At 64.8% G+C, this 18055-nt stretch carries 18 protein-coding genes; 6 read left to right on the plus strand and 12 right to left on the minus strand.

Features of this window, described 5'->3' with window-relative positions; genetic code table 11:
- Positions 1-103 precede the first annotated feature (103 nt).
- Entirely contained in the window at positions 104-2161 is a 2058-nt protein-coding gene (locus ACOJSI_RS01675) for a TonB-dependent receptor (RefSeq protein ID WP_420136514.1), read from the plus strand.
- Between the two features lie 93 nt (positions 2162-2254).
- Entirely contained in the window at positions 2255-2956 is a 702-nt protein-coding gene (locus ACOJSI_RS01680) for a glycine zipper 2TM domain-containing protein (RefSeq protein ID WP_420136515.1), read from the plus strand.
- Between the two features lie 34 nt (positions 2957-2990).
- Here ACOJSI_RS01680 and ACOJSI_RS01685 read toward each other — a convergent pair whose 3' ends face one another.
- The 9 genes from ACOJSI_RS01685 to ACOJSI_RS01725 all read right to left on the minus strand — a co-directional run bounded on the left by ACOJSI_RS01685 (position 2991) and on the right by ACOJSI_RS01725 (position 10398).
- On the minus strand, positions 2991-3734 hold the full coding sequence (locus ACOJSI_RS01685; protein WP_420136516.1) for a lysophospholipid acyltransferase family protein: 744 nt from the start codon (positions 3732-3734) through the stop codon (positions 2991-2993).
- Between the two features lie 9 nt (positions 3735-3743).
- A complete protein-coding gene (locus tag ACOJSI_RS01690) occupies positions 3744-4166 on the minus strand; it encodes a Fur family transcriptional regulator (protein WP_420136517.1) in 423 nt (140 codons plus the stop codon).
- Positions 4167-4184: 18 nt separating this feature from the next.
- Positions 4185-4679, minus strand: a complete 495-nt coding sequence (locus ACOJSI_RS01695) for a GNAT family N-acetyltransferase (RefSeq protein ID WP_420136518.1) — start codon at positions 4677-4679, stop codon at positions 4185-4187.
- On the minus strand, positions 4676-5287 hold the full coding sequence (tsaB, locus tag ACOJSI_RS01700; protein WP_420136519.1) for a tRNA (adenosine(37)-N6)-threonylcarbamoyltransferase complex dimerization subunit type 1 TsaB: 612 nt from the start codon (positions 5285-5287) through the stop codon (positions 4676-4678). Before tsaB ends, ACOJSI_RS01695 begins: the two co-directional genes overlap by 4 nt.
- 4 nt (positions 5288-5291) lie before the next feature.
- Complete coding sequence (locus ACOJSI_RS01705; RefSeq protein WP_420136520.1) at positions 5292-5882, minus strand: malonic semialdehyde reductase; 591 nt, start codon at positions 5880-5882, stop codon at positions 5292-5294.
- A gap of 12 nt (positions 5883-5894) precedes the next feature.
- Entirely contained in the window at positions 5895-6470 is a 576-nt protein-coding gene (locus ACOJSI_RS01710; protein ID WP_420136521.1) for a NifU family protein, read from the minus strand.
- 31 nt (positions 6471-6501) lie between these two features.
- On the minus strand, positions 6502-7821 hold the full coding sequence (locus tag ACOJSI_RS01715) for a M20/M25/M40 family metallo-hydrolase (protein WP_420136522.1): 1320 nt from the start codon (positions 7819-7821) through the stop codon (positions 6502-6504).
- Between the two features lie 198 nt (positions 7822-8019).
- On the minus strand, positions 8020-9561 hold the full coding sequence (locus ACOJSI_RS01720) for a cation:proton antiporter (protein ID WP_420136523.1): 1542 nt from the start codon (positions 9559-9561) through the stop codon (positions 8020-8022).
- A 39-nt stretch (positions 9562-9600) separates the two neighbouring features.
- The gene (locus ACOJSI_RS01725; RefSeq protein ID WP_420136524.1) at positions 9601-10398 is read right to left on the minus strand and encodes an aspartyl/asparaginyl beta-hydroxylase domain-containing protein; all 798 of its coding nucleotides are present in this window, start codon (positions 10396-10398) and stop codon (positions 9601-9603) included.
- Between the two features lie 272 nt (positions 10399-10670).
- Between ACOJSI_RS01725 and ACOJSI_RS01730 the strand changes: the two genes are divergently transcribed.
- Together ACOJSI_RS01730 and dapE are read left to right on the plus strand one after the other, a co-directional pair.
- Entirely contained in the window at positions 10671-12014 is a 1344-nt protein-coding gene (locus tag ACOJSI_RS01730; protein ID WP_420136545.1) for a DEAD/DEAH box helicase, read from the plus strand.
- A gap of 180 nt (positions 12015-12194) precedes the next feature.
- Positions 12195-13325, plus strand: a complete 1131-nt coding sequence (gene dapE / locus ACOJSI_RS01735; protein WP_420136525.1) for a succinyl-diaminopimelate desuccinylase — start codon at positions 12195-12197, stop codon at positions 13323-13325.
- On the opposite strand, the gene ACOJSI_RS01740 is transcribed toward dapE, so the two are convergent.
- The 3 genes from ACOJSI_RS01740 to ACOJSI_RS01750 are packed head-to-tail and all read right to left on the minus strand — an operon-like array spanning position 13297 to position 15755.
- Positions 13297-13788 carry a Smr/MutS family protein gene (locus tag ACOJSI_RS01740; protein ID WP_420136526.1) on the minus strand — a complete coding sequence of 164 codons (492 nt, stop codon included), beginning with the start codon at positions 13786-13788 and terminating at the stop codon, positions 13297-13299. The genes dapE and ACOJSI_RS01740 overlap by 29 nt on opposite strands.
- Before the next feature lie 34 nt (positions 13789-13822).
- Positions 13823-15100: a murein transglycosylase A gene (locus ACOJSI_RS01745; protein WP_420136527.1), complete on the minus strand. Its 1278-nt coding sequence runs from the start codon at positions 15098-15100 to the stop codon at positions 13823-13825.
- A gap of 7 nt (positions 15101-15107) precedes the next feature.
- On the minus strand, positions 15108-15755 hold the full coding sequence (locus tag ACOJSI_RS01750) for a Tim44/TimA family putative adaptor protein (protein ID WP_420136528.1): 648 nt from the start codon (positions 15753-15755) through the stop codon (positions 15108-15110).
- 186 nt (positions 15756-15941) lie between these two features.
- Here ACOJSI_RS01750 and secB point away from each other — a divergent pair, with 186 nt between their 5' ends.
- Together secB and murJ are read left to right on the plus strand one after the other, a co-directional pair.
- On the plus strand, positions 15942-16454 hold the full coding sequence (gene secB, locus ACOJSI_RS01755) for a protein-export chaperone SecB (protein WP_420136529.1): 513 nt from the start codon (positions 15942-15944) through the stop codon (positions 16452-16454).
- A gap of 24 nt (positions 16455-16478) precedes the next feature.
- Positions 16479-18038 (plus strand): murein biosynthesis integral membrane protein MurJ, encoded by a 1560-nt coding sequence (gene murJ / locus ACOJSI_RS01760; RefSeq protein WP_420136530.1) that lies wholly within the window; start codon positions 16479-16481, stop codon positions 18036-18038.
- The last annotated feature ends 17 nt before the right edge of the window (positions 18039-18055 follow it).

Below are 18055 nucleotides of genomic sequence, written 5' to 3' on the forward strand. Positions count from 1 at the left end.
TGAAGATGCTGGGGAACGGCCCGCCGGACACGCTCGTTCCCCGACATCTCAACGATCGCGCATTTAATCTCCCCAAGCGCGTCCACGCCGCTAAGAGGCGGCGATGCCCGCAGATCTACCGCCCCCCGCAATCGTCGCCGAGGCCGCCCCGCCTGACACGCAGCCCTATGCCGATATCGTCGTGACCGGACGCGGCCTGGCACAGGTCGCAGGCGATGCGGCCTACGACGTGGCCACCATCGATCGGACGAGGCTTACGTCGACCGCCAGCGGTCGGCTGGAAGACGTGCTGCGCGACGTGGCAGGCTTTCAGCAATTTCGCAGATCGGATTCACGGTCAGCCCATCCGACCAGCCAAGGGGCAACCCTGCGCGGCCTCGGCGGCAATGCCTCCTCCCGCGCCCTTATCGTGCTGGATGGCGTGCCGCAGATCGATCCCTTCGGCGGTTGGGCCACTTTCACCGCGTTCGACCCCGCCCGCCTGGGTGAGGTTCGGGTAACGCGCGGCGGCGGCAGCGGCATTTATGGCCCCGGCGCACTCGCCGGCACGATCGAGATCGATAGTGCCGGCCCGGATCAGCTGCGCCCGGTGACAGCCGCAGTTGCCTATGGCAGCCGCGATTCGATCGATGCGGACGCCGCCGTTTCGGGCAATGCCGGCGCCGGCTTCGCCACCCTTTCGGCATCCTACCAGCGCGGGGACGGCTTCACGCCGATCATCGCGCGCCAGCGCGGGCCGATCGATCAGCCTGCTGCCTACCGCCAAGGTTCGGTCAATGCCCGCGCGATATTCCCGGTCGCCGCGGACACCGAACTACAGGCCAACATGCTGCTGATCCGGGATGAGCGAAATCGCGGCATTGCAGGCACGGAAAACGCCACTACAGGCGCGGACGCCAGCCTGCGGCTGATCGGTCGCGGACGCTGGGGGTTCGAAGCGCTGACCTATCTCCAAATCCGGAAGTTCACGTCCGGCTTTGCGAGCGCAAATGCCAGCCGCACGATTGCGACCCAGACGCTGGACCAGTTCAACGTTCCCGCCACCGGAGCCGGCGGCCGGATTGAGGTGCGCCCGCCCTTGGGCGGCAATGTGGAGCTGCGCATCGGCGCCGACGCGCGCTACACGGAAGGCGAGACGGACGAATATTTCACCTACGTCGCGGGCGCGCCGACCCGCCAGCGCGAGGCCGGCGGCCGCACGACCACTGCGGGAGCCTTCGTCGATCTGAGCTGGCCGCTCGACGATCGGCTTATCCTGACCGGGGGCGGGCGGATCGACCGGTGGTGGATCAGCGATGGGCGTCTGCGCGAACGGGCGCTGGCGACAGGCGATTTCGTCACCAACACCGATTATGCCGATCGCCACGGCACCGAGACGACCGCGCGCGGGGGCGTTGCTTGGCGGCCCGCACGCCATTGGCACGCGCGTGCGGCCGCCTATCTCGGCTGGCGCCTGCCCACCCTGAACGAGCTCTATCGTCCATTTCGGGCTGGCACGGATGCCACGGCCGCCAATCCGGCCCTGCGTCCGGAACGCCTGAAAGGCGTGGATGCCGGCATCGACTGGACGCCTTTCCCGAACACCAAGGTCAGTGGAACGATTTTCCACAATGTGCTGGATCATGCGATCGGCAACATCACCCTCGGCACCGGACCCGGCAACTTCCCCGGCGTCGGATTCGTCGGCGCCGGTGGCGTCTATCGCCAGCGCGGCAATCTGGATGCGATCCGCTCAAACGGCGCTGAATTCGATGCGCAGGTGACCAACGGCGAATGGCGACTGGCAGCCTCCTACGCTTATGTGGATGCCAAGGTGCGCGGCGATGGGCTTTCGGCTGCGCTGGACGGACTCCGCCCCGCCCAGACGCCGCGCCACCAGCTCTCAGCGACGATCGGGCGAGAGGAATTATGGGGTCTCTCGACCTCGGCCACGCTACGCTACGTGTCGGGCCAGTATGAGGACGATCAGAATAGTCGCGTCGACAAGCGTGCAACAACGCTCGATCTCTCCGCCGGCATTCCTATCGGCCATAATCTGGCGATTCAGGCGCGTGCGGAAAATGTGACCGGCACCCTGGTGACGGCGACGATATCGTCGGACGGCACGATCGAGCGCGCGACGCCGCGAACTTTATGGCTGGGTATTCGCCTCGGCGGCTAGACGATCCAGCCTGGCACAGTCGTCACGGCACCGTTTCGGTATCCAGGTGTTCTAGCCGCATCGGACCCAATGTCCGGACGCAGGAGAGACACGATGAAACGCAATATTCTCACATGCGCAGCCGTGCTGGCTATGCTGGGCGCGACCCCGATCGTCGCGCAGCCACCGGGCGCGCCATGGGGATCGGCCAACAGCTGGGATCGGGATGCCTTTTGGCGCGGCGCGCCGGTCGATCCGCGTCAGCGGATCCAGTTCCTCCAGCGCCGGATCCAGCGTGGCATTGCCGATGGCAGCTTGGATCGCCGTGAGGCACGTAATGCGCAGATCGAACTCAATTCGATCCGACGGGATGCAAACCGCCGGGGCTGGAGCCCGGCGCGCGCCGACATGATCCAGCAGCGGCTGGATGCGCTCAGCCAACGGATCCGCTGGGAACGCCGCAACGGCAATTACGCTTATGGCAACGGCGGCTATAACAATGATGGCTATTATGCCGGCAACGATCCGCGCTTCCGGACCCAATATGATGCGTCGCGCTATTATCGCGACGGGCCCAATTATTCGGAGCGGCGCCTGGCGGCACAGGATGAGGTCTATCGCGGATCAGACGGGCGCTATTATTGCAAGCGCAACGACGGCACGACCGGTCTGATCGTCGGCGCCGCCGGTGGTGGAATCCTTGGCAATGTCATCGATGGCGGCCACAACCGCGCCGCAGGCACGCTGATCGGTGGTGCCTTGGGTGCGCTGCTCGGCAAGTCGATCGAGCAGAATAACGACATTCGCTGCCGCTAACGTCTCGTGAGGGTGCCCGGCTCCGCGCCGGGCATCAGTCTGCCAACTTCTCAGGCATTGCCGGTTCGGCGATTCCAAGCGCCCCGGAGACGGCCCGGTAGGCTTCGCGGGCGATGCTCTTACGATCGACTTCGGCGCCGTTTATCGGCGCCATGAAGTGCAAGGTCACCCGCACGGGCGCGGGACGGTTCAGCATGCGCTTGAGCTCGCGCGCGAAGCCCGCACCGGTCGGCCATGCGATCTCGGAGGCGCGGGAGCCATAATCGACCGCGAGGGGCTGTACCTTTACCCCTGCCTCATTGGCAGCAGCGAACAGCGAAGGGCGGAATGGGGTCAACGTCACGCCGTCTCCGGTACCGCCTTCGGCAAACAGCACCACCGGCCGTCCTTCCGTTAGCGCCACCGACACGGCATTGGCCTGTTCGCGTGTCTCACTGCGCTTCTGGCGCGCGACGAATACGCTTCCTCCGATCCGGGCCAGCCACCCGATGACAGACCAGCCGGCAATCTCCGACTTCGCGATGAAGCGCGCCGGCGTTGTCCCACCGATGGCCGGTATGTCGAGCCACGAGAGATGGTTGCTGGCATAGAGCACATTGCCGGCGACCGGCTGCCCACGGACCGTCACGCGCAGCCCGAGCAGCCAACCGACCCGCCCGAGGAAAAAGCGCACCATGAAGGCGCCGTCGCAAAACAACCGGCTTATGGCCCAGATCGGCAGGCACATGAGCAGCAGCATTGCCATGGCCAGCACGCGCACCACCGCCCGAATCGTCATGAAGCGGGCTCAGCTCTGCCGGTCGAGAGGAACGCCGTATAATTCCATGCGATGATCGACGAGACGGAAGCCGAGCTTTTCGGCGATCCGCCGCTGCATGGCTTCCAGCTCGGCATCGACGAACTCGATCACCTTGCCGCTTTCCACGTCGATCAAATGATCATGATGCTCTTCGGCCGCCGCCTCATAACGGGCGCGCCCATCGCCGAAATCATGCCGCTCCAGAATGCCCGCATCTTCGAACAATCGGACGGTGCGGTAAACGGTAGCGATCGAAATACCAGGATCGATCGCGGCCGCACGCGCATGAAGCGCCTCGACATCGGGATGATCTTCCGCTTCCGAAAGCACACGCGCGATCACCTTGCGCTGCTCGGTTATGCGCAATCCCTTGTCGGCACAGAGGGCTTCTACATCAATTTTGCGCGTCATGCCGGCATGCTAACGGCTTTACGGTGCCGTTGAAAGGGCGTCGGACGGATCGAGGTCGATCTCTCGCGCCAACGTCAACGCGTCACGGGTCACGCCGTCCGCGCCATGATAATAGCCGCAGCGCCGGCCGATCTCCGCAAAGCCCGCAGAGCGGTATAGATCCAGCGCGGGATTATCGTGGCGCACCTCCAACAACAGGCGGCGGGCCCCCTTCTCGCCGGCGATGCGGGCGGTTCGCTCGATCAAGGCGCGGCCGATCCCCTGCCCCCGCGACGCAGGCTCGACCGCAAGCAGCAGCAATTCGGCTTCGTCAACCAGGAGGCGGCTGAGCGCGAATCCGGCGGTACGCCCCTCCTGTTGGGCGAAGGACAGCCACACGCCAGGCAGCGACAACATGCCCAGACATTGGCCGGCATTCCATGCTTCCCCGAATGCCGGGTCAAAAGCATGTTCCATCACATCCATGATGGCGCCGATATCGCCCTCGTTGCCCTCCCAGAACAGCGCGCTCATCGCGGCAGTGCCGCATCAGGCGGACGCCCGTAAAGCGGCATGGGCGGCAGGGAAGCAAGCGTCGAGGGCAGCAGAATCGCATCGGCAGCATTGGGCAGGCGCTCCTCCGCCTGGCCATCGCCACGCGCCGCGACCAGTACCGGCGCGCCGGAACCAAGCACGAGGCCATCCTGCACGATTTCTGCCGCCGCTTCCGGACGCAAAGACACCATGGCACCAAGCGGATGAAGCGGCGCAACGGCAAAGCGCTGTACGAAAATCTCGCCGTGGCCGCCGGTAATCGCCACCCCCACCTCATCTCCAGGTGCCGTCGCGGCGATCAATGCCAGCGCGCTATATCCCGCGACATCGACCTGCCACGCCAATGCGAGTGCACGCGCAGCGGCCAAGCCGACACGAATACCGGTAAAGCTGCCCGGACCGCAATCGACCAGGATAAGGTCGGCGCGCGTGGCGCCGCCGGCCGCGAGAACCTCGCTGATCATCGGCACCAGCCGCTCGGCATGCCCGCGCCCGACCACCTCGTGAGCAGATGCGCGCACGGCTGTACCGTCGAGCAACGCCACCGAGCATGCGGCGGTCGCCGTCTCGATCACCAACGTCGTCATGCGGCTAAAGTAGCTGGTTCACTTCCTCAAAGTCGAGACGCGGCAGGCGCGCCTGAACGCTGGCAGGATCACCATAACCAAGGGTAGAAATGAAGTTCGCCTTGTAGGTCGTACCGCCGAAGAAAGCCTCCGTGACCTTAGGCGTATCGAAGCCCGACATTGGCCCCGTATCGAACCCCAGCATGCGGGCAGCGATGATGAAATAGGCGCCCTGCAGCGTCGAATTACGGAAAGCGGATTCCTGGATCAGGCTATCATTGCCCAGGAACCAGGCACGCGCATCGGTGTGCGGGAATAGCCTGGGGAGCTTCTCGTAAAATTCCATGTCCATCGCCAGAATGGCGGTGACGGGCGCGGCGCGCACCTTCGGCGCATTCTGGCCCGAACAGAATTGGGCCAGCTTGTCCTTCGATTCCTGGCTGACGCACCATGCGATCCGCAGCGGCTCCTGATTGGCGGAGGTCGGCCCCCACTTCATCAGGTCCCAAATCGCGCGCAAATCGGCTTCGGTGACCGGCTCGTCGCGATAGCCGTTAAAGGTGCGCGCGGTGCGGAATGCACGGTCAAGTGCCTCGTCGGCTAACGGAACAGCCATCATATCTTCCCCTCAGGCGGCGCGGACTTCCGTAACTTCGGGCACATAATGTTTGAGCAGCTGCTCTATGCCCTGCTTCAAGGTCGCGGTGGAAGAGGGGCAGCCGGAACAGGCGCCGTGCATCGCCAGATAGACGACACCTTTGTCGAAGCCGCGATAGACGATGTCGCCGCCATCATTGGCCACCGCCGGGCGCACCCGCAGCTCGATCAGTTCCTTGATCTGCGCCACGATGTCCGCGTCTTCCGGATGTTCAGCAAAAGCAGCATCATCTTCGATCACGATGTCATGCGCGGTCCCGGCCCGGAACAACGGCGCGTGGCTGGAAAAATGGTCCAGCAATACCGCCAGCACCTCCGGCTTCAGATCGCGCCAATCGGCGCCTTCGCCGGCCGTTACGGCAACGAAATCGCGTCCGAAAAACACGCCGGCAACATCGCCCAACGAAAACAGCGCCGCCGCCAGCGGAGACGCCTCCGCTTCGTCGGCATCGGCGAAATCCCGCGGCGGGCCCGCCTCCATAACCGGACGGCCCGGCATGAATTTCAACGTGGCCGGATTCGGCGTGTTTTCGGTTTCAATTAACATGAGCGGCATGTGGGCCGAGGCGGAAGACAGATCAAGGCTTGGACGACGCTAACTTGCTCAACCGCGTCATCAGGATCGCCGCGCGCTTGGCCTGGCGTGGAAAGCTGGTGAGGTCGGCCGATTCGCCTACCGCATGCGCGCCATTGCCCGCAGCACCGGTGCCGACCAGACCATCCGTATAGGGCGCGACGAAGGCAATATCGCCCGCGCCGCGCTTCATCGGATCGAGCTCGGCCATGGCGGGCAAGCCGAGATCTTGGTTCACCATGTTAAGCTGCGCGAGCAGCGCTCGGCTGCCAGCCGTCGGCGCCATAGCTGGATAGCCCTCATTGAAGCTGATCTCCGCGCCCGTGCCGGGCAGGTGATCGGCCACGATGGCCCGCATCTTTTGTTCGACGCGGGCGGCTTGGTCGTTTGAAAGGGCCCGGATATCGCCGGTCGCGTAGCCTTGCCCGGCAATGATGTTCGATTTGCCTTGCGCTGTGCCCCCGGTGGCCTCCTCCCCTACGGCCGATGGCGTCGCGGTGACGCCGCCGAGAATGACGCCGACGCTGTAGGTAAGGTTGGGCTCGCGCAATTCACGGCGGAACTGATCCACGATCCGGGCGAGTTCGTAATTGGCGCCGAAGCCCTTATCCTCGCTGAAGATACCCGCCGAATGGCCGGTGCGCCCCGTTGTCGTCAGCGTCCACGTGATCGATCCGCGCCGGGAGATGGACCCAACATCCTGCCCATCCTCACGCGCCAGCCCCTCAAACTCCAGCGCCGCATCCGCCCATCGTCCCGCCTCGACCATGTCGTGGCGCGACAGGGCAAGCGGACGGCCGGCACTCTCTTCGTCGCCGGACAGCACGATGCGGATATCGGCGTTCGCCAATGTGCCAGCCTGCTTCATGGCCCGCAGCGCAGACAGCATGATGACGAGGCCGCCCTTCATGTCCGAGACACCGGGCCCGATCACCGTGTCGCCACGACGTTCCATCTTCTGGAACGGGCTGTCCTTCTCGAACACGGTGTCCAGATGGCCGATCAGCAGGATATGCCGCCCCTTGCCCTTATGCTCCGCTAGCAGATGGCCGGCGCGCCCGGTTTCCGGCGTCGGCACCCAGCGAACGGTGAAACCGAGCGGGACGAGCTCGGCTTCCATCATCGCCGCGACCTTGCGCACGCCTTCGAAATTATGGGTGCCGCTATTCTGATCGACCAGCCGCTGGAGCAGCGCCACGTCCTGCGCCTGCCCCGCATCGACCGCGCTGGCCATCCGCCGTTCGGGCTGAGACAAGGCAGCATGCGCGGTGCCGCTCCCCAAAACGACGAGCAGGAGCAGCGCGGAAGCATGGAAGCGTCTCATGCGACCGCCTTAGCATCCGGGTAATCTAGGTCGAGTGATGTCCTGTCCTCGCCGCTGCGCGTCGGTGATCGCCACGGCTGCACCCCCGCCACACTGGCGATGGCGCTGCCACCGAAAACGGCAGGCCGGCCGCGGCCGCGACCAGCATCAAGGCGCGCGCGGTGAGGAGCTATCTGGCGGTCTGTCCCCGTCCAGCGCCTAGCTTTCTTCGATATGGCGCTCATCCTCGGTGGTGATGGCGAGTTCGTGGAAGTCGAGCTCTTCCTGCAGGATGAGGAAGGCGTCGGCGTCGATTTTATGGTCGTTGCGCAAATGTTCGAGCTGCTTGCGCTGGTGTCGCACGGCCATCAACCCCAGCTTGCGGCGCTCCTTGAGCGGCTTCGGATCGTGCGGGGGCACGACCGCTGCTGACAGAGTGGCGAAGCTGTAGCGCCAATAATCGGCCGCCTCACCCTCTTTGCCCTTGAGCGCGGCAATCCCGGCTTCTGCCAAGGTCGCCCGCGCCGCATCCAGCTCACGCTGTGCGCCTTCTTCGCCGTCCAGCCGCAGCAGGCGCACCAAGGGTGCCAGCGTAAGGCCCTGCACCACCAGCGTCGCCAGAACGACCGCAAAGGCGGTCAACACGATGAGATCGCGTTGGGGAAAGTTGCCGGGCAGGGCGAAGGCCGTCGCCATCGTGATCAGCCCCCGCATCCCGCACCACCCCACCAAAAAGCCATGTTTCAGGCTCGCGGGCTTGAATTCGCCCCGCAGCGAAGAGAATCGGTGTGCCAGCCGATTATAGATCAACACCCAGGCGAGCCGGACCAAGATAACGCAGAGTGTTACGACCCCGGCAAATCCGGCAGCCTCGTAAAGCCGCTCCGGCGCCATGCCGCCGATGATGGTGCGCGCCTGCATCCCCATCAGCAGGAAGGCGAGCACGTTGAGCAGGAAGACCACCGTCTCCCACACCGCGAAACTATGTACACGCACTCTGGGAGGCGTCCTCAACCCCGCGGAGCGCGCGACCGACATCGCGAAGGCGACGAGACAGAGGACCGGTGATAGCCCGATCCGCTCGGCGATGATCCACACGCCGAAAGTCGTGAGAAATTCCAGCAGATTGCCGCCCAGCGTGCCGCTGACATAATGTTGGATCCGCCGGGAACACCAGGCCAGTACGATGCCCAACAGGATGCCCCCAGGCGCGGCCAGCCCAAGCTGCAATGCGATATGACCGTCAATCCCGCCGCGGCTCTGTACCGAGGTCGCGGCGCCGAATAGCAACAGGGCGAGAGCGTCGTTCAGCAGGCTTTCCCCTTTCAGGATCGCGACCGAACGACGCGGCATGCTGACGCTGCCCAGGATGGCCGTTGCCGCGGCGGCATCCGGCGGCGCCACGATGGCGCCGAGCGCGAGCGCGGCGTAGAACGGAAGGCCTGCGACGGCGACACCCACCCACGCCACCGCCCCTGCCGTCAGTAAGACCGCGACGACCGCGAGGGCGACGAGGGGCCGCCACAAGCGCCAAACCGCGCCTACCGGGAAATCATAGGCCGCATCCACCAGCGCCGGCGCGATGAACAAGGCCAGGGCTATGTGGGGGTCGAGGGAGATTGATGGCGTACCCGGTATCAGCGCCAGCACCACGCCCGCGGTCGCCAACATGGCGGGATAGGGAATGGAGAGCCTGCGTGACACCTGCAGGAGCAGGATCGACGCCAGTGCAAGCACCAGCAGGCTTTCGAAGAAGCTCATGCCCCCACGGCGCGGTCAGCCGAAGCGACCGCTCGCGGTTCAATCCAGACGATGAGCGTCTTCCACTTTTCCCATCGCCTGACCCCACAGAGCAATATTGCGTCGCGCTTCGCGAACGAACGCGGAATGGCGTATACCCCAAAGGAACAGATCTGCCAGCAATTTACCGGGGAATCGCAAAGGCCTACCGAATTGGATCAGCAGAACCACGCGTGTTTCCGCGGTCTCGTTCCACACCTCATGCTTGTAGGTGTCATCGAATACGAGCGCCTCGCCTTCCTGCCAGCAAACGACTTCCGGTCCCACCCGCAGGCGAATGTCGCCTGCCGGGACGATCAGGCCGATGTGGCAGGTGATCAGGCCTTTCGTGACGCCGCGGTGCGGGGGGATGCGCGCCCCGGGCGCCAGGATCGAAAAGAACGCGCTGTTGAGCTTCGGGATATGCTGGATGAGCGCGGCTGTGCGCGGGCACCGCGCTAGATTTTCTTCGATGTCGGCACCATAGCCGCGTAGGAAGAAACTGCGCCACTTACCGGGGGGCGCGATCCGACGATGATCGGGCGAGACCTCATCAAGCAGCGGCACGGCGTCCGGCTGCGCCAATACGGCAAGTGCTTCGTCCCTGATCTCGGTCCAGTGACGGCGAAGCAGATCGGTCCAAGGGAACAGTTCCGGCTGAAGAACCGGCGCGTTTGATACGAGCGACGACCGCTCGACCACCGCATCGATACGGCGACGAAGCTTCTTGCCGACCCGGATGCTGAGCGGGCGACGCTTCTTGGGCGGCGGGGGTGCAACCGTGCCGGAGGCAGGCGCACCGAAATTTGCGGTGAACATTGCCACCGAAATCGACGAGGCAAGCTTTGGTTCCGATAAAAAGTGTTCAAGCAGTCCACTTGATTTCGCAGGTGCAACAGACTATCTGCCTCGCAGCATCGACGTATATTACGGCGAAGCGAGCAGCGTGAACTCCCGCCAGGCGGGTCGTGCTCGCCATCCGATGCTGTAGCCAAGGGCTCCCCTTTCACGCGGGTCGTCTCATGAACCCGCTTGCCGCGGTTCGGAGCGATTCCGAACGGCTGTTCGCGCACACGAAAGTGCATAACTTGATCAAATTTTCCGACCTCGGCCTCGCCGCTCCCCTGCAGCAGGCGCTTGCCGCCAAGGGCTATGAAATTCCCACGCCGATCCAGGCGCAGGCCATTCCTGTCGTCCTGGAAGGCCGTGATCTGTGCGGTATCGCCCAGACCGGCACCGGCAAGACCGCAGCTTTCGCGCTGCCGTCGCTCCATCGCTTGGCCGCCGAATTCAAGCCGCGGCCGCCCAAGGGCTGCCGCATGCTGGTGCTGGCGCCGACGCGTGAGCTTGCCAGCCAGATCGCCGACAGCTTCACCGCTTATGGCAAGAACCTCCGCCTCTCGGTCATGACCGTCTTCGGTGGTGTGCCGATCAACCGCCAGATGCGCCAGCTTCAAGCAGGCGTGGACATTCTGGTCGCCACGCCGGGTCGTCTGCTCGATCTCATCGATCAACGCGCGTTGACGCTGCGCGATGTTGAGATCCTGGTGCTCGACGAAGCCGATCAGATGCTTGATCTGGGCTTCATTCACGCCCTCAAGCGCATCCACCAGCTGGTGCCCAAGAAGCGCCAGACCCTGTTCTTCTCGGCGACGATGCCGAAGACGATCGCCGATCTGGGCGATAGCTTCCTGACCGATCCCGCCAAGGTTTCGGTTGCGCCGCCGTCGACAACGGCGGAACGCGTCGAACAGTTCGTTACCTATGTAAACCAGTCGGAAAAGCAGGCCCTGCTGACGCTGACGATCAAGCGCGAGACGATTGATCGCGCGCTGGTCTTCACCCGCACAAAGCATGGTGCGGATCGCGTGGTGAAGCATCTCCTCGCCGCCGGCATCGCTGCCAATGCGATCCACGGCAATAAGAGCCAGCCGCAGCGTGAACGCGCTTTGGCTGAGTTCAAGTCGGGCCTTGCGCCGATCTTGGTCGCCACGGACATCGCGGCGCGCGGCATCGACGTCTCCGGCGTCAGCCACGTGTTCAACTTCGAACTGCCGAACGTGCCCGAGCAATATGTCCATCGCATCGGCCGCACGGCGCGGGCGGGCGCGACCGGTCTCGCTATTTCCTATGTAGCGGATGACGAGCGGCCTTATCTGCGCGGGATCGAGAAGCTGACACGCGTACGTCCCACGATCGTGCCGCTGCCGGAGAATTTCCTGGCCGAACAGGCACGCTTGCCGAAGCCTGCCAAGTCCGAGGAGCGTCCCGACCGTTCGCATGGTCAGCGCCACGGCCAGGGTCAGCGTCGATCCGACGGTGGCCGTCCGGCGGGTGAACGCCCGGCCGGCGGTCCGCCGAAGCGGCATTTCGGCCCGCGCAAGGGCGCGCCCGGCGCCCATCGCGGCGCCGTCCGGAAGACCGGCGCCCGCTAAACCTACCGCGCTTCACCCCGACGACGTTTGTGCAGATCGCCGTCGGGGCGAGCCGTTGATCCGCATCTTTCATGGATCAGCGTCAGCTTGACCCCGGCATTGCTTCACTGCGGCGTGCGATCACGCCAATGCAGGCAAGTTCAGCATGACGAATGCAGAAGCGCGCGCTAACCGGCGGGCATGTCGTTCGATCCAGTCGATCTTGCCAGCAAATTGATTGCCTGCCCCAGCGTGACCCCTCACGACGCCGGCGCGCAGCAGGTGATTGCCGAAGGGTTGATCGCGCAAGGCTTCACCGTCCATCGCTTCACCAGCGGAGGACCGCCCGACGGTCCGATCGAGAATCTGATTGCCCTCCGCGGCAGCGGTGCGCCCTTCTTCGCCTTTGCGGGACATAGCGATGTCGTCCCACCGGGCGAGGGTTGGACCGAATCCGCCTTCACTCCACGTATCGAAGACGGGCTTCTCTACGGCCGCGGTGCGGTCGATATGAAAGGCGCCATCGCGGCGTTCATGGCGGCAGCCGCCGACGTGCGCGAGCACACCGGTACGCTCGCTGTGATCATCACCGGCGATGAGGAGGGGCCGGCGACACACGGCACTACCGCCATCATCGATTGGATGCAGGCACAAGGCCATCGACCCGACATGATCCTGGTGGGCGAGCCGACTTCCGGCGCCCGGCTGGGCGACACGATCAAGATCGGCCGGCGCGGATCGGTGAATATGTGGATCACGGTGCCCGGCACCCAGGGACATGTCGCCTACCCTCACCTCGCCGCCAACCCGATACCCGCCCTGGCGCGGATCGTAGCCCGTTTGGCCGCATGGGAACTCGATTCCGGTAATAGCTGGTTTCAGCCTTCCAATCTGGAATTCACAGACGTCGATACCGGCAATGAGGCCACCAATGTCATCCCCGGGGCGGCACGGGCGCGGTTGAACATTCGCTTCAACGACATGCAGCGTGGCGCCGATCTGGTGGAACAGGTACGATCGGTCGTCGCGACGGAGGCACCGCATGCGCGACTGGAAGCGCGTATTTCGGGGGAAGCATTTTTGACCCAGCCCGGCGCGTTTTCAGCGCTCGTCGGTGCCGCGATCACACAGGTCACCGGGGTTTCACCGGAGCTGTCCACTACCGGCGGAACGTCGGATGCGCGTTTCCTGTCGAAGCTTGCACCGACGGTGGAGTTCGGCCTGATCAACGCCACCATGCACAAGCTGGATGAAGCGGTGGCGGTCGCGGACCTTCACGCACTGCGCGACATTTACGCCGATATCATCCGGCGCGCCTTCGCCGCAGGATGACATAAAGCGCGCCGTTACCGCCATGGCGCGGATGCGCGTGGCGGACGGCGGCAATCCGATCGCGATAGCCGGACGTACCCAGCCAATCACCGATACTCGCTCGGATCAGGCCCCGGCCGCGGGCATCGGGTTTAGGCGGCTTTCCGGTGATGACCAGCAGCACCCGCGCATCATCCGCCACCGCCCGCGCGAGGGCATGTTCCAGCGCTGACTGGGCGCTCACCAACGTATGGCCGTGAAGATCGATCGTACGGTCGGGCGCAACGCTTCCCTGCCGCAGGCGTCGATCCCAGCCACCATCCAGCGTATCGGAGGGCGGGCCGGGTGCGGGACGACGCGGACCTGCGCGGTGATCCTGTTTGGCTGGAGCACGCGGCGCACCCAGGGACTGTCTGACCGCTCCCGGCTTGATTGGCGCAGGTGCGGCCTCCTGGGGTGGTGCACGCCCTTCAAGCGGCGTCACGGTTGATGCGACACGCGCCCAAAGCGCGAGTTCCTCAGCGCTGAGACGTGGCCCCGATGGCATCGAGTCGCTCTTCCTGCGCTTCACGCCGCAACTTCGCCAGGGTGCCGCGGGGCACCAGGATCAACATCTGCCCGCGTGCAGACATACCGCCGGCAGTGATGCGTGCTGCCACGCCGGCGCCCCAGAAGGTGTCGACCCGATTGGCGCCCTTGATCGCGCCACCCGTGTCCTGAGCTACCCACAGCCCCGTCGCCTCCGGGCGGTCGGCCGACAGCCAGACTGGCGCACCCAGCGGCACGAAGGCCGGATCGGCGGCAACGCTGACATGGCCGACCACCGGCGCCCCCATAGCGCCGATCGGGCCGGCGCCGGTCAGTTCGCGGAAGAACACGAAGCTCTTATTCGCTTCCAGGATGGTGCGCGTCTGATCGGGATGATCCGCAATATATTGCATGATCCCCTGCATCGATGTCGCATAGCTGGTCCCGGGGCCGATCAGCCCCTGATCCCGCATCATCTTGCCGATCCCGGTATATTCGCGGCCGTTCTGCGAATCATAGCCGATCCGCATCACACTGCCATCCGGCAACAGCAGCCTGCCCGACCCCTGAACCTGCAGGAAAAAAAACTCTACCGGATCCTTGGCCCAGGCGAGTTCCAGCCCTTGGCCCGCCAGCGCACCGGCATCGATCGCCGCGCGATCATAATAGGGGACCAGCTTCCCATCCTGAATCCGCCCGCGCGCCTTCTTGCCCGAAGGAGGACCCCCGGCAGCAAGGCCGGTGTCACGTTCGACCAGATCGGGCGGACGCTTGTAGACGGGAACGTCATAACCCGGATCGTGCGAGCGCGAGCCGTCAATCTCCGGCTCGTAATAGCCCGTCGCAAACAAGGCGCCCGACCCCACCAGGGCCGTTTCGAACTGGGTCTGGAAGAAGGTGATGGGATTGACGTCAGGAGCCGCCGCCGCGGTGCAGGCCGGCGCCCACGCGCCCGGCTCGGTGAGCCCACTCACATCCCGACGCTTCATCAGCGCACGGCAGGACGACTTGAAAGCCGACAAAGCGGCGCTTGCCTGATCAGGCGTGATGTCGAGCGAAGATACGGCCGGGCCCGCCGCTACCCCCGTTTCGGCCGCTGTCTTGGGGTTGGCGGGCCGCACGGGCGGCATCGGCCGAGGGGCCGTTGGCACAGGAGTTGGCGTCGGAACGGGCGCGGTCGGCCTTGGTGGTGGGGTGGTCGCGCAAGCTGCGACAAGCATCGCCAGGGCGAGCGCGCAGCCGGCGCGACGGATTGACCCTCCCCGCATCAATCGATCAAGCCGCTTCGTCGGTCTCGGTCAGCATCCAGTTCGGATTGGGCGATTTGATCTGGCGGCTAAAGGTCCAGACGTCATGCGTCGGCACGGCATCGGTGAGGGATCCGGCCACCACATTCCCATCGCGATCGCGCGTCACCGCCGCCACATCCGCCTCGAAGCGGATACGAATGTGGGCCACGCCATTGTCGATGTGAGCGTCGTCAATCTGCGCCTGCTCGATCGAGATCAGCCGGTTGTCCAGCGTCTCTCCATCCTCCTCGCGCTCCTTGATCGCCTGGGAGAAGGCGCTGGCGACATCCGCGTCGACCAGCTTGTCGAGCGTATCCTGATCGCCGCGCCAATAGGCTTCCAGAACCATGCCGTAAGCGGATCGGGCGCCTTCGATGAAGCGCGCCAGATCGAACTGCGGATCGGCGGCGGCAATGGCGCGCAAGCCGGCAGCGGCACTGGGCGAGGTCGCGGGCTCCTGCCCGATGGCGGGCGTACGATCGGCGTCGGGCGCCTTGACCAGCACGTTGCGCACCTGAGGCACGCTTTCCGGCTTCACGAGCGACTGCTCATGACCCGTGCGCCGTCCAAGCACGCTCCACAGCCGAAGCGCGACGAACACGAATACCAGGGCAAGAACGATCAGCGTGGCCACCCGACCTCCAAAACTTTACACGCACTACATAGGACGCGCGCGGCCAATCTGCAAACCGACCAACTGCTAGACGCGGCGCTGGCCTCGGGGTTCCGCATTGCCCTTGCCCAACCGTGCTGCTAGCGGCGGGCCGCCCGCGGGTCCCAAGCAGCGGCCCCGCTCCAGACATTCAGGACTGATCACGCCATGGCCGAAAACGACAGCAACGCAGCGCCCGAAGGCGCCCTCCCCAACGGTGCGGATACGGAGGCCCAGATCGGCCTTATCGCGCAATATGTGAAGGATCTGTCGTTCGAAAACCCGAACGCGCCCGCCGTCTATCAGACGCAGGTTCAGCCGCAGATCGACGTCCAGTTCCACATCGGCGTGACGCCGGTGGCTGAGGACGTGCACGAAGTGTCAATGAAGATCGAAATCCGCGCGATCGGTGAGAACAACTCGACCATGTTTGCTGTGGAGCTGGTCTATGCCGGCCTGTTCGGTGCGCGCAACATCGATCCGGAACAGCTGGCTCCGTTCCTCTACGCGGAAGCGCCCCGCCTGTTGTTCCCGTTCGCACGGCGGATCGTTGCGGAAGTGGTGCGCGACGGCAATTTCCCGCCGCTGCTGCTCGACCCGATCGATTTCGGCGCCATGTACCTCCAGCAGGCGGCTGCGGCCGGCCAGCTGGCCGAGAGCGAGCCTGCCGGCCAGGCATAAGCACGAGCGGGGGGAATAGCGCCGGTGCGGCTGGCCCGCTCGCTTGGGTCGGTTGGCGGACTGACGTTGGTCAGCCGCCTGCTGGCGCTGGTCCGTGACACGCTGCAGGCGACCTATGTCGGCGCCGGTTTCGCGTCCGACGCCTTCCTTGTCGCGTTCCGATTGCCGAACATGTTTCGCGCCTTCTTTGCCGAAGGCGCGTTTTCGGCCGCGTTCATCCCGATGTTCAACCGCAAGGCGGCAGACGGCAACACGCGCACAGCGATCGATTTCGCCGAACGCGCGCTCGCCGTCCTCTTCCCTTTTCTGCTGGTCTTCACGATCGCGATGCTGATTGCGGCATGGCCGGTGACTTGGCTGCTGGCCGGCGGCTTTCACCGCCAGCATCCCACGCGCGAGCAATTCGCCTTCGCGGTGCTGCTGTCACGGATCACCATCCCTTATCTGATGCTGATCAGCCTCGCATCGCTGCTGGGCAGCATCCTGAACTCGCTCGAGCGGTTCTGGGTGAATGCAGCGGCGCCGATCCTGCTGAATATCGCGATGGTCGCCGGCCTGTTCTTTTTTCACGGGCCGGATGCCTATGCGACCGCCCGGGTGCAGGCAATTTCCGTGACCGCGGGCGGCATCCTCCAGCTGCTTTGGCTGATCCACGCCTGCCGGCGCGCCGGAGTCAGCATGCGGTTGCGCCGCCCGGTCTGGGACGATGACGTCAAGCAGCTGATGAAGCTGATCCTGCCGGCGGCAACCGGGGCCGGCGCGTCACAGATCAACCTCGTCATCTCGACCGCGCTTGCCGGCGCCCTGCTCTCGGCCGGCTCGATCTCCGCACTTTATTATGCAGATCGATTGAATCAGCTGCCCCTGGGCATGATCGGCATCGGCCTTGGTACAGTCTTGCTACCCACGGTTTCGCGCCTGCTGACCCGGGGCCAGGAGGCGGAGGCGCTGGAAACGCAGAATCGCGGCATCGAACTGGCGCTGTTCCTGACCCTCCCCGCGACCGCCGCGTTCATCTTTGCGGCGCATCCCATCGTACGCGGTGTGTTCCAGCACGGCGCGTTTACCGCGGCCGACACCACACGGGTCGCTTGGGCGCTCAGCGCCTTTTCGATCGGCCTGCCATCCTATGTTCTGGTGAAGGTGCTGACCCCCGGCTTTTACGCGCGGGCCGACACCCGCACGCCCGTTCGTTACGCGATCATCTCGGTTGGGGTGAACATTGTCGGAAACCTGATCCTGATTCCTACGATCGGCACGATGGGTCCCCCGCTGGCCACGGCACTGTCCTCCAGCGTCAACGTGGCCATGCTCTATCGCACATTGGGCAAGCGCGGACACTTCACCGCAGACGCACGTTTGCGCCGCCGCATTCCCCGGCTGCTGCTCGCCGCGCTGATGATGGGGGCGGTGCTGTATCTTCTGGCGCCCTATGTCGAAGCCTATCTGATCCGATCGCTGCCGATTCGGATTACCGCCTTGGCAGTGCTCTGCGCTGGCGGTGCACTGGTCTATGCGATCGCCTGCTTCGCCACCGGCGCATTCCGCCGCGAAGACATCAAACTGCTGGTGCGCCGCCGCTAGTCTCAACGGCGACGGGC

Source organism: Sphingomonas sp., from assembly GCF_048595155.1.
In the GTDB taxonomy this organism is placed as follows: domain Bacteria; phylum Pseudomonadota; class Alphaproteobacteria; order Sphingomonadales; family Sphingomonadaceae; genus Sphingomonas_I.

What these genes read in the sequence shown, in the direction of transcription:
- ACOJSI_RS01675 (WP_420136514.1), top strand. Translation starts at nt 104, where the DNA reads ATGCCCGCAGATCTACCGCCCCCCGCAATCGTCGCCGAGGCCGCCCCG.
- ACOJSI_RS01680 (WP_420136515.1), top strand. Translation starts at nt 2,255, where the DNA reads ATGAAACGCAATATTCTCACATGCGCAGCCGTGCTGGCTATGCTGGGC.
- ACOJSI_RS01685 (WP_420136516.1), bottom strand. Translation starts at nt 3,734, where the DNA reads ATGACGATTCGGGCGGTGGTGCGCGTGCTGGCCATGGCAATGCTGCTG.
- ACOJSI_RS01690 (WP_420136517.1), bottom strand. Translation starts at nt 4,166, where the DNA reads ATGACGCGCAAAATTGATGTAGAAGCCCTCTGTGCCGACAAGGGATTG.
- ACOJSI_RS01695 (WP_420136518.1), bottom strand. Translation starts at nt 4,679, where the DNA reads ATGAGCGCGCTGTTCTGGGAGGGCAACGAGGGCGATATCGGCGCCATC.
- tsaB (WP_420136519.1), bottom strand. Translation starts at nt 5,287, where the DNA reads ATGACGACGTTGGTGATCGAGACGGCGACCGCCGCATGCTCGGTGGCG.
- ACOJSI_RS01705 (WP_420136520.1), bottom strand. Translation starts at nt 5,882, where the DNA reads ATGGCTGTTCCGTTAGCCGACGAGGCACTTGACCGTGCATTCCGCACC.
- ACOJSI_RS01710 (WP_420136521.1), bottom strand. Translation starts at nt 6,470, where the DNA reads ATGTTAATTGAAACCGAAAACACGCCGAATCCGGCCACGTTGAAATTC.
- ACOJSI_RS01715 (WP_420136522.1), bottom strand. Translation starts at nt 7,821, where the DNA reads ATGAGACGCTTCCATGCTTCCGCGCTGCTCCTGCTCGTCGTTTTGGGG.
- ACOJSI_RS01720 (WP_420136523.1), bottom strand. Translation starts at nt 9,561, where the DNA reads ATGAGCTTCTTCGAAAGCCTGCTGGTGCTTGCACTGGCGTCGATCCTG.
- ACOJSI_RS01725 (WP_420136524.1), bottom strand. Translation starts at nt 10,398, where the DNA reads ATGTTCACCGCAAATTTCGGTGCGCCTGCCTCCGGCACGGTTGCACCC.
- dapE (WP_420136525.1), top strand. Translation starts at nt 12,195, where the DNA reads ATGTCGTTCGATCCAGTCGATCTTGCCAGCAAATTGATTGCCTGCCCC.
- ACOJSI_RS01745 (WP_420136527.1), bottom strand. Translation starts at nt 15,100, where the DNA reads ATGCGGGGAGGGTCAATCCGTCGCGCCGGCTGCGCGCTCGCCCTGGCG.
- secB (WP_420136529.1), top strand. Translation starts at nt 15,942, where the DNA reads ATGGCCGAAAACGACAGCAACGCAGCGCCCGAAGGCGCCCTCCCCAAC.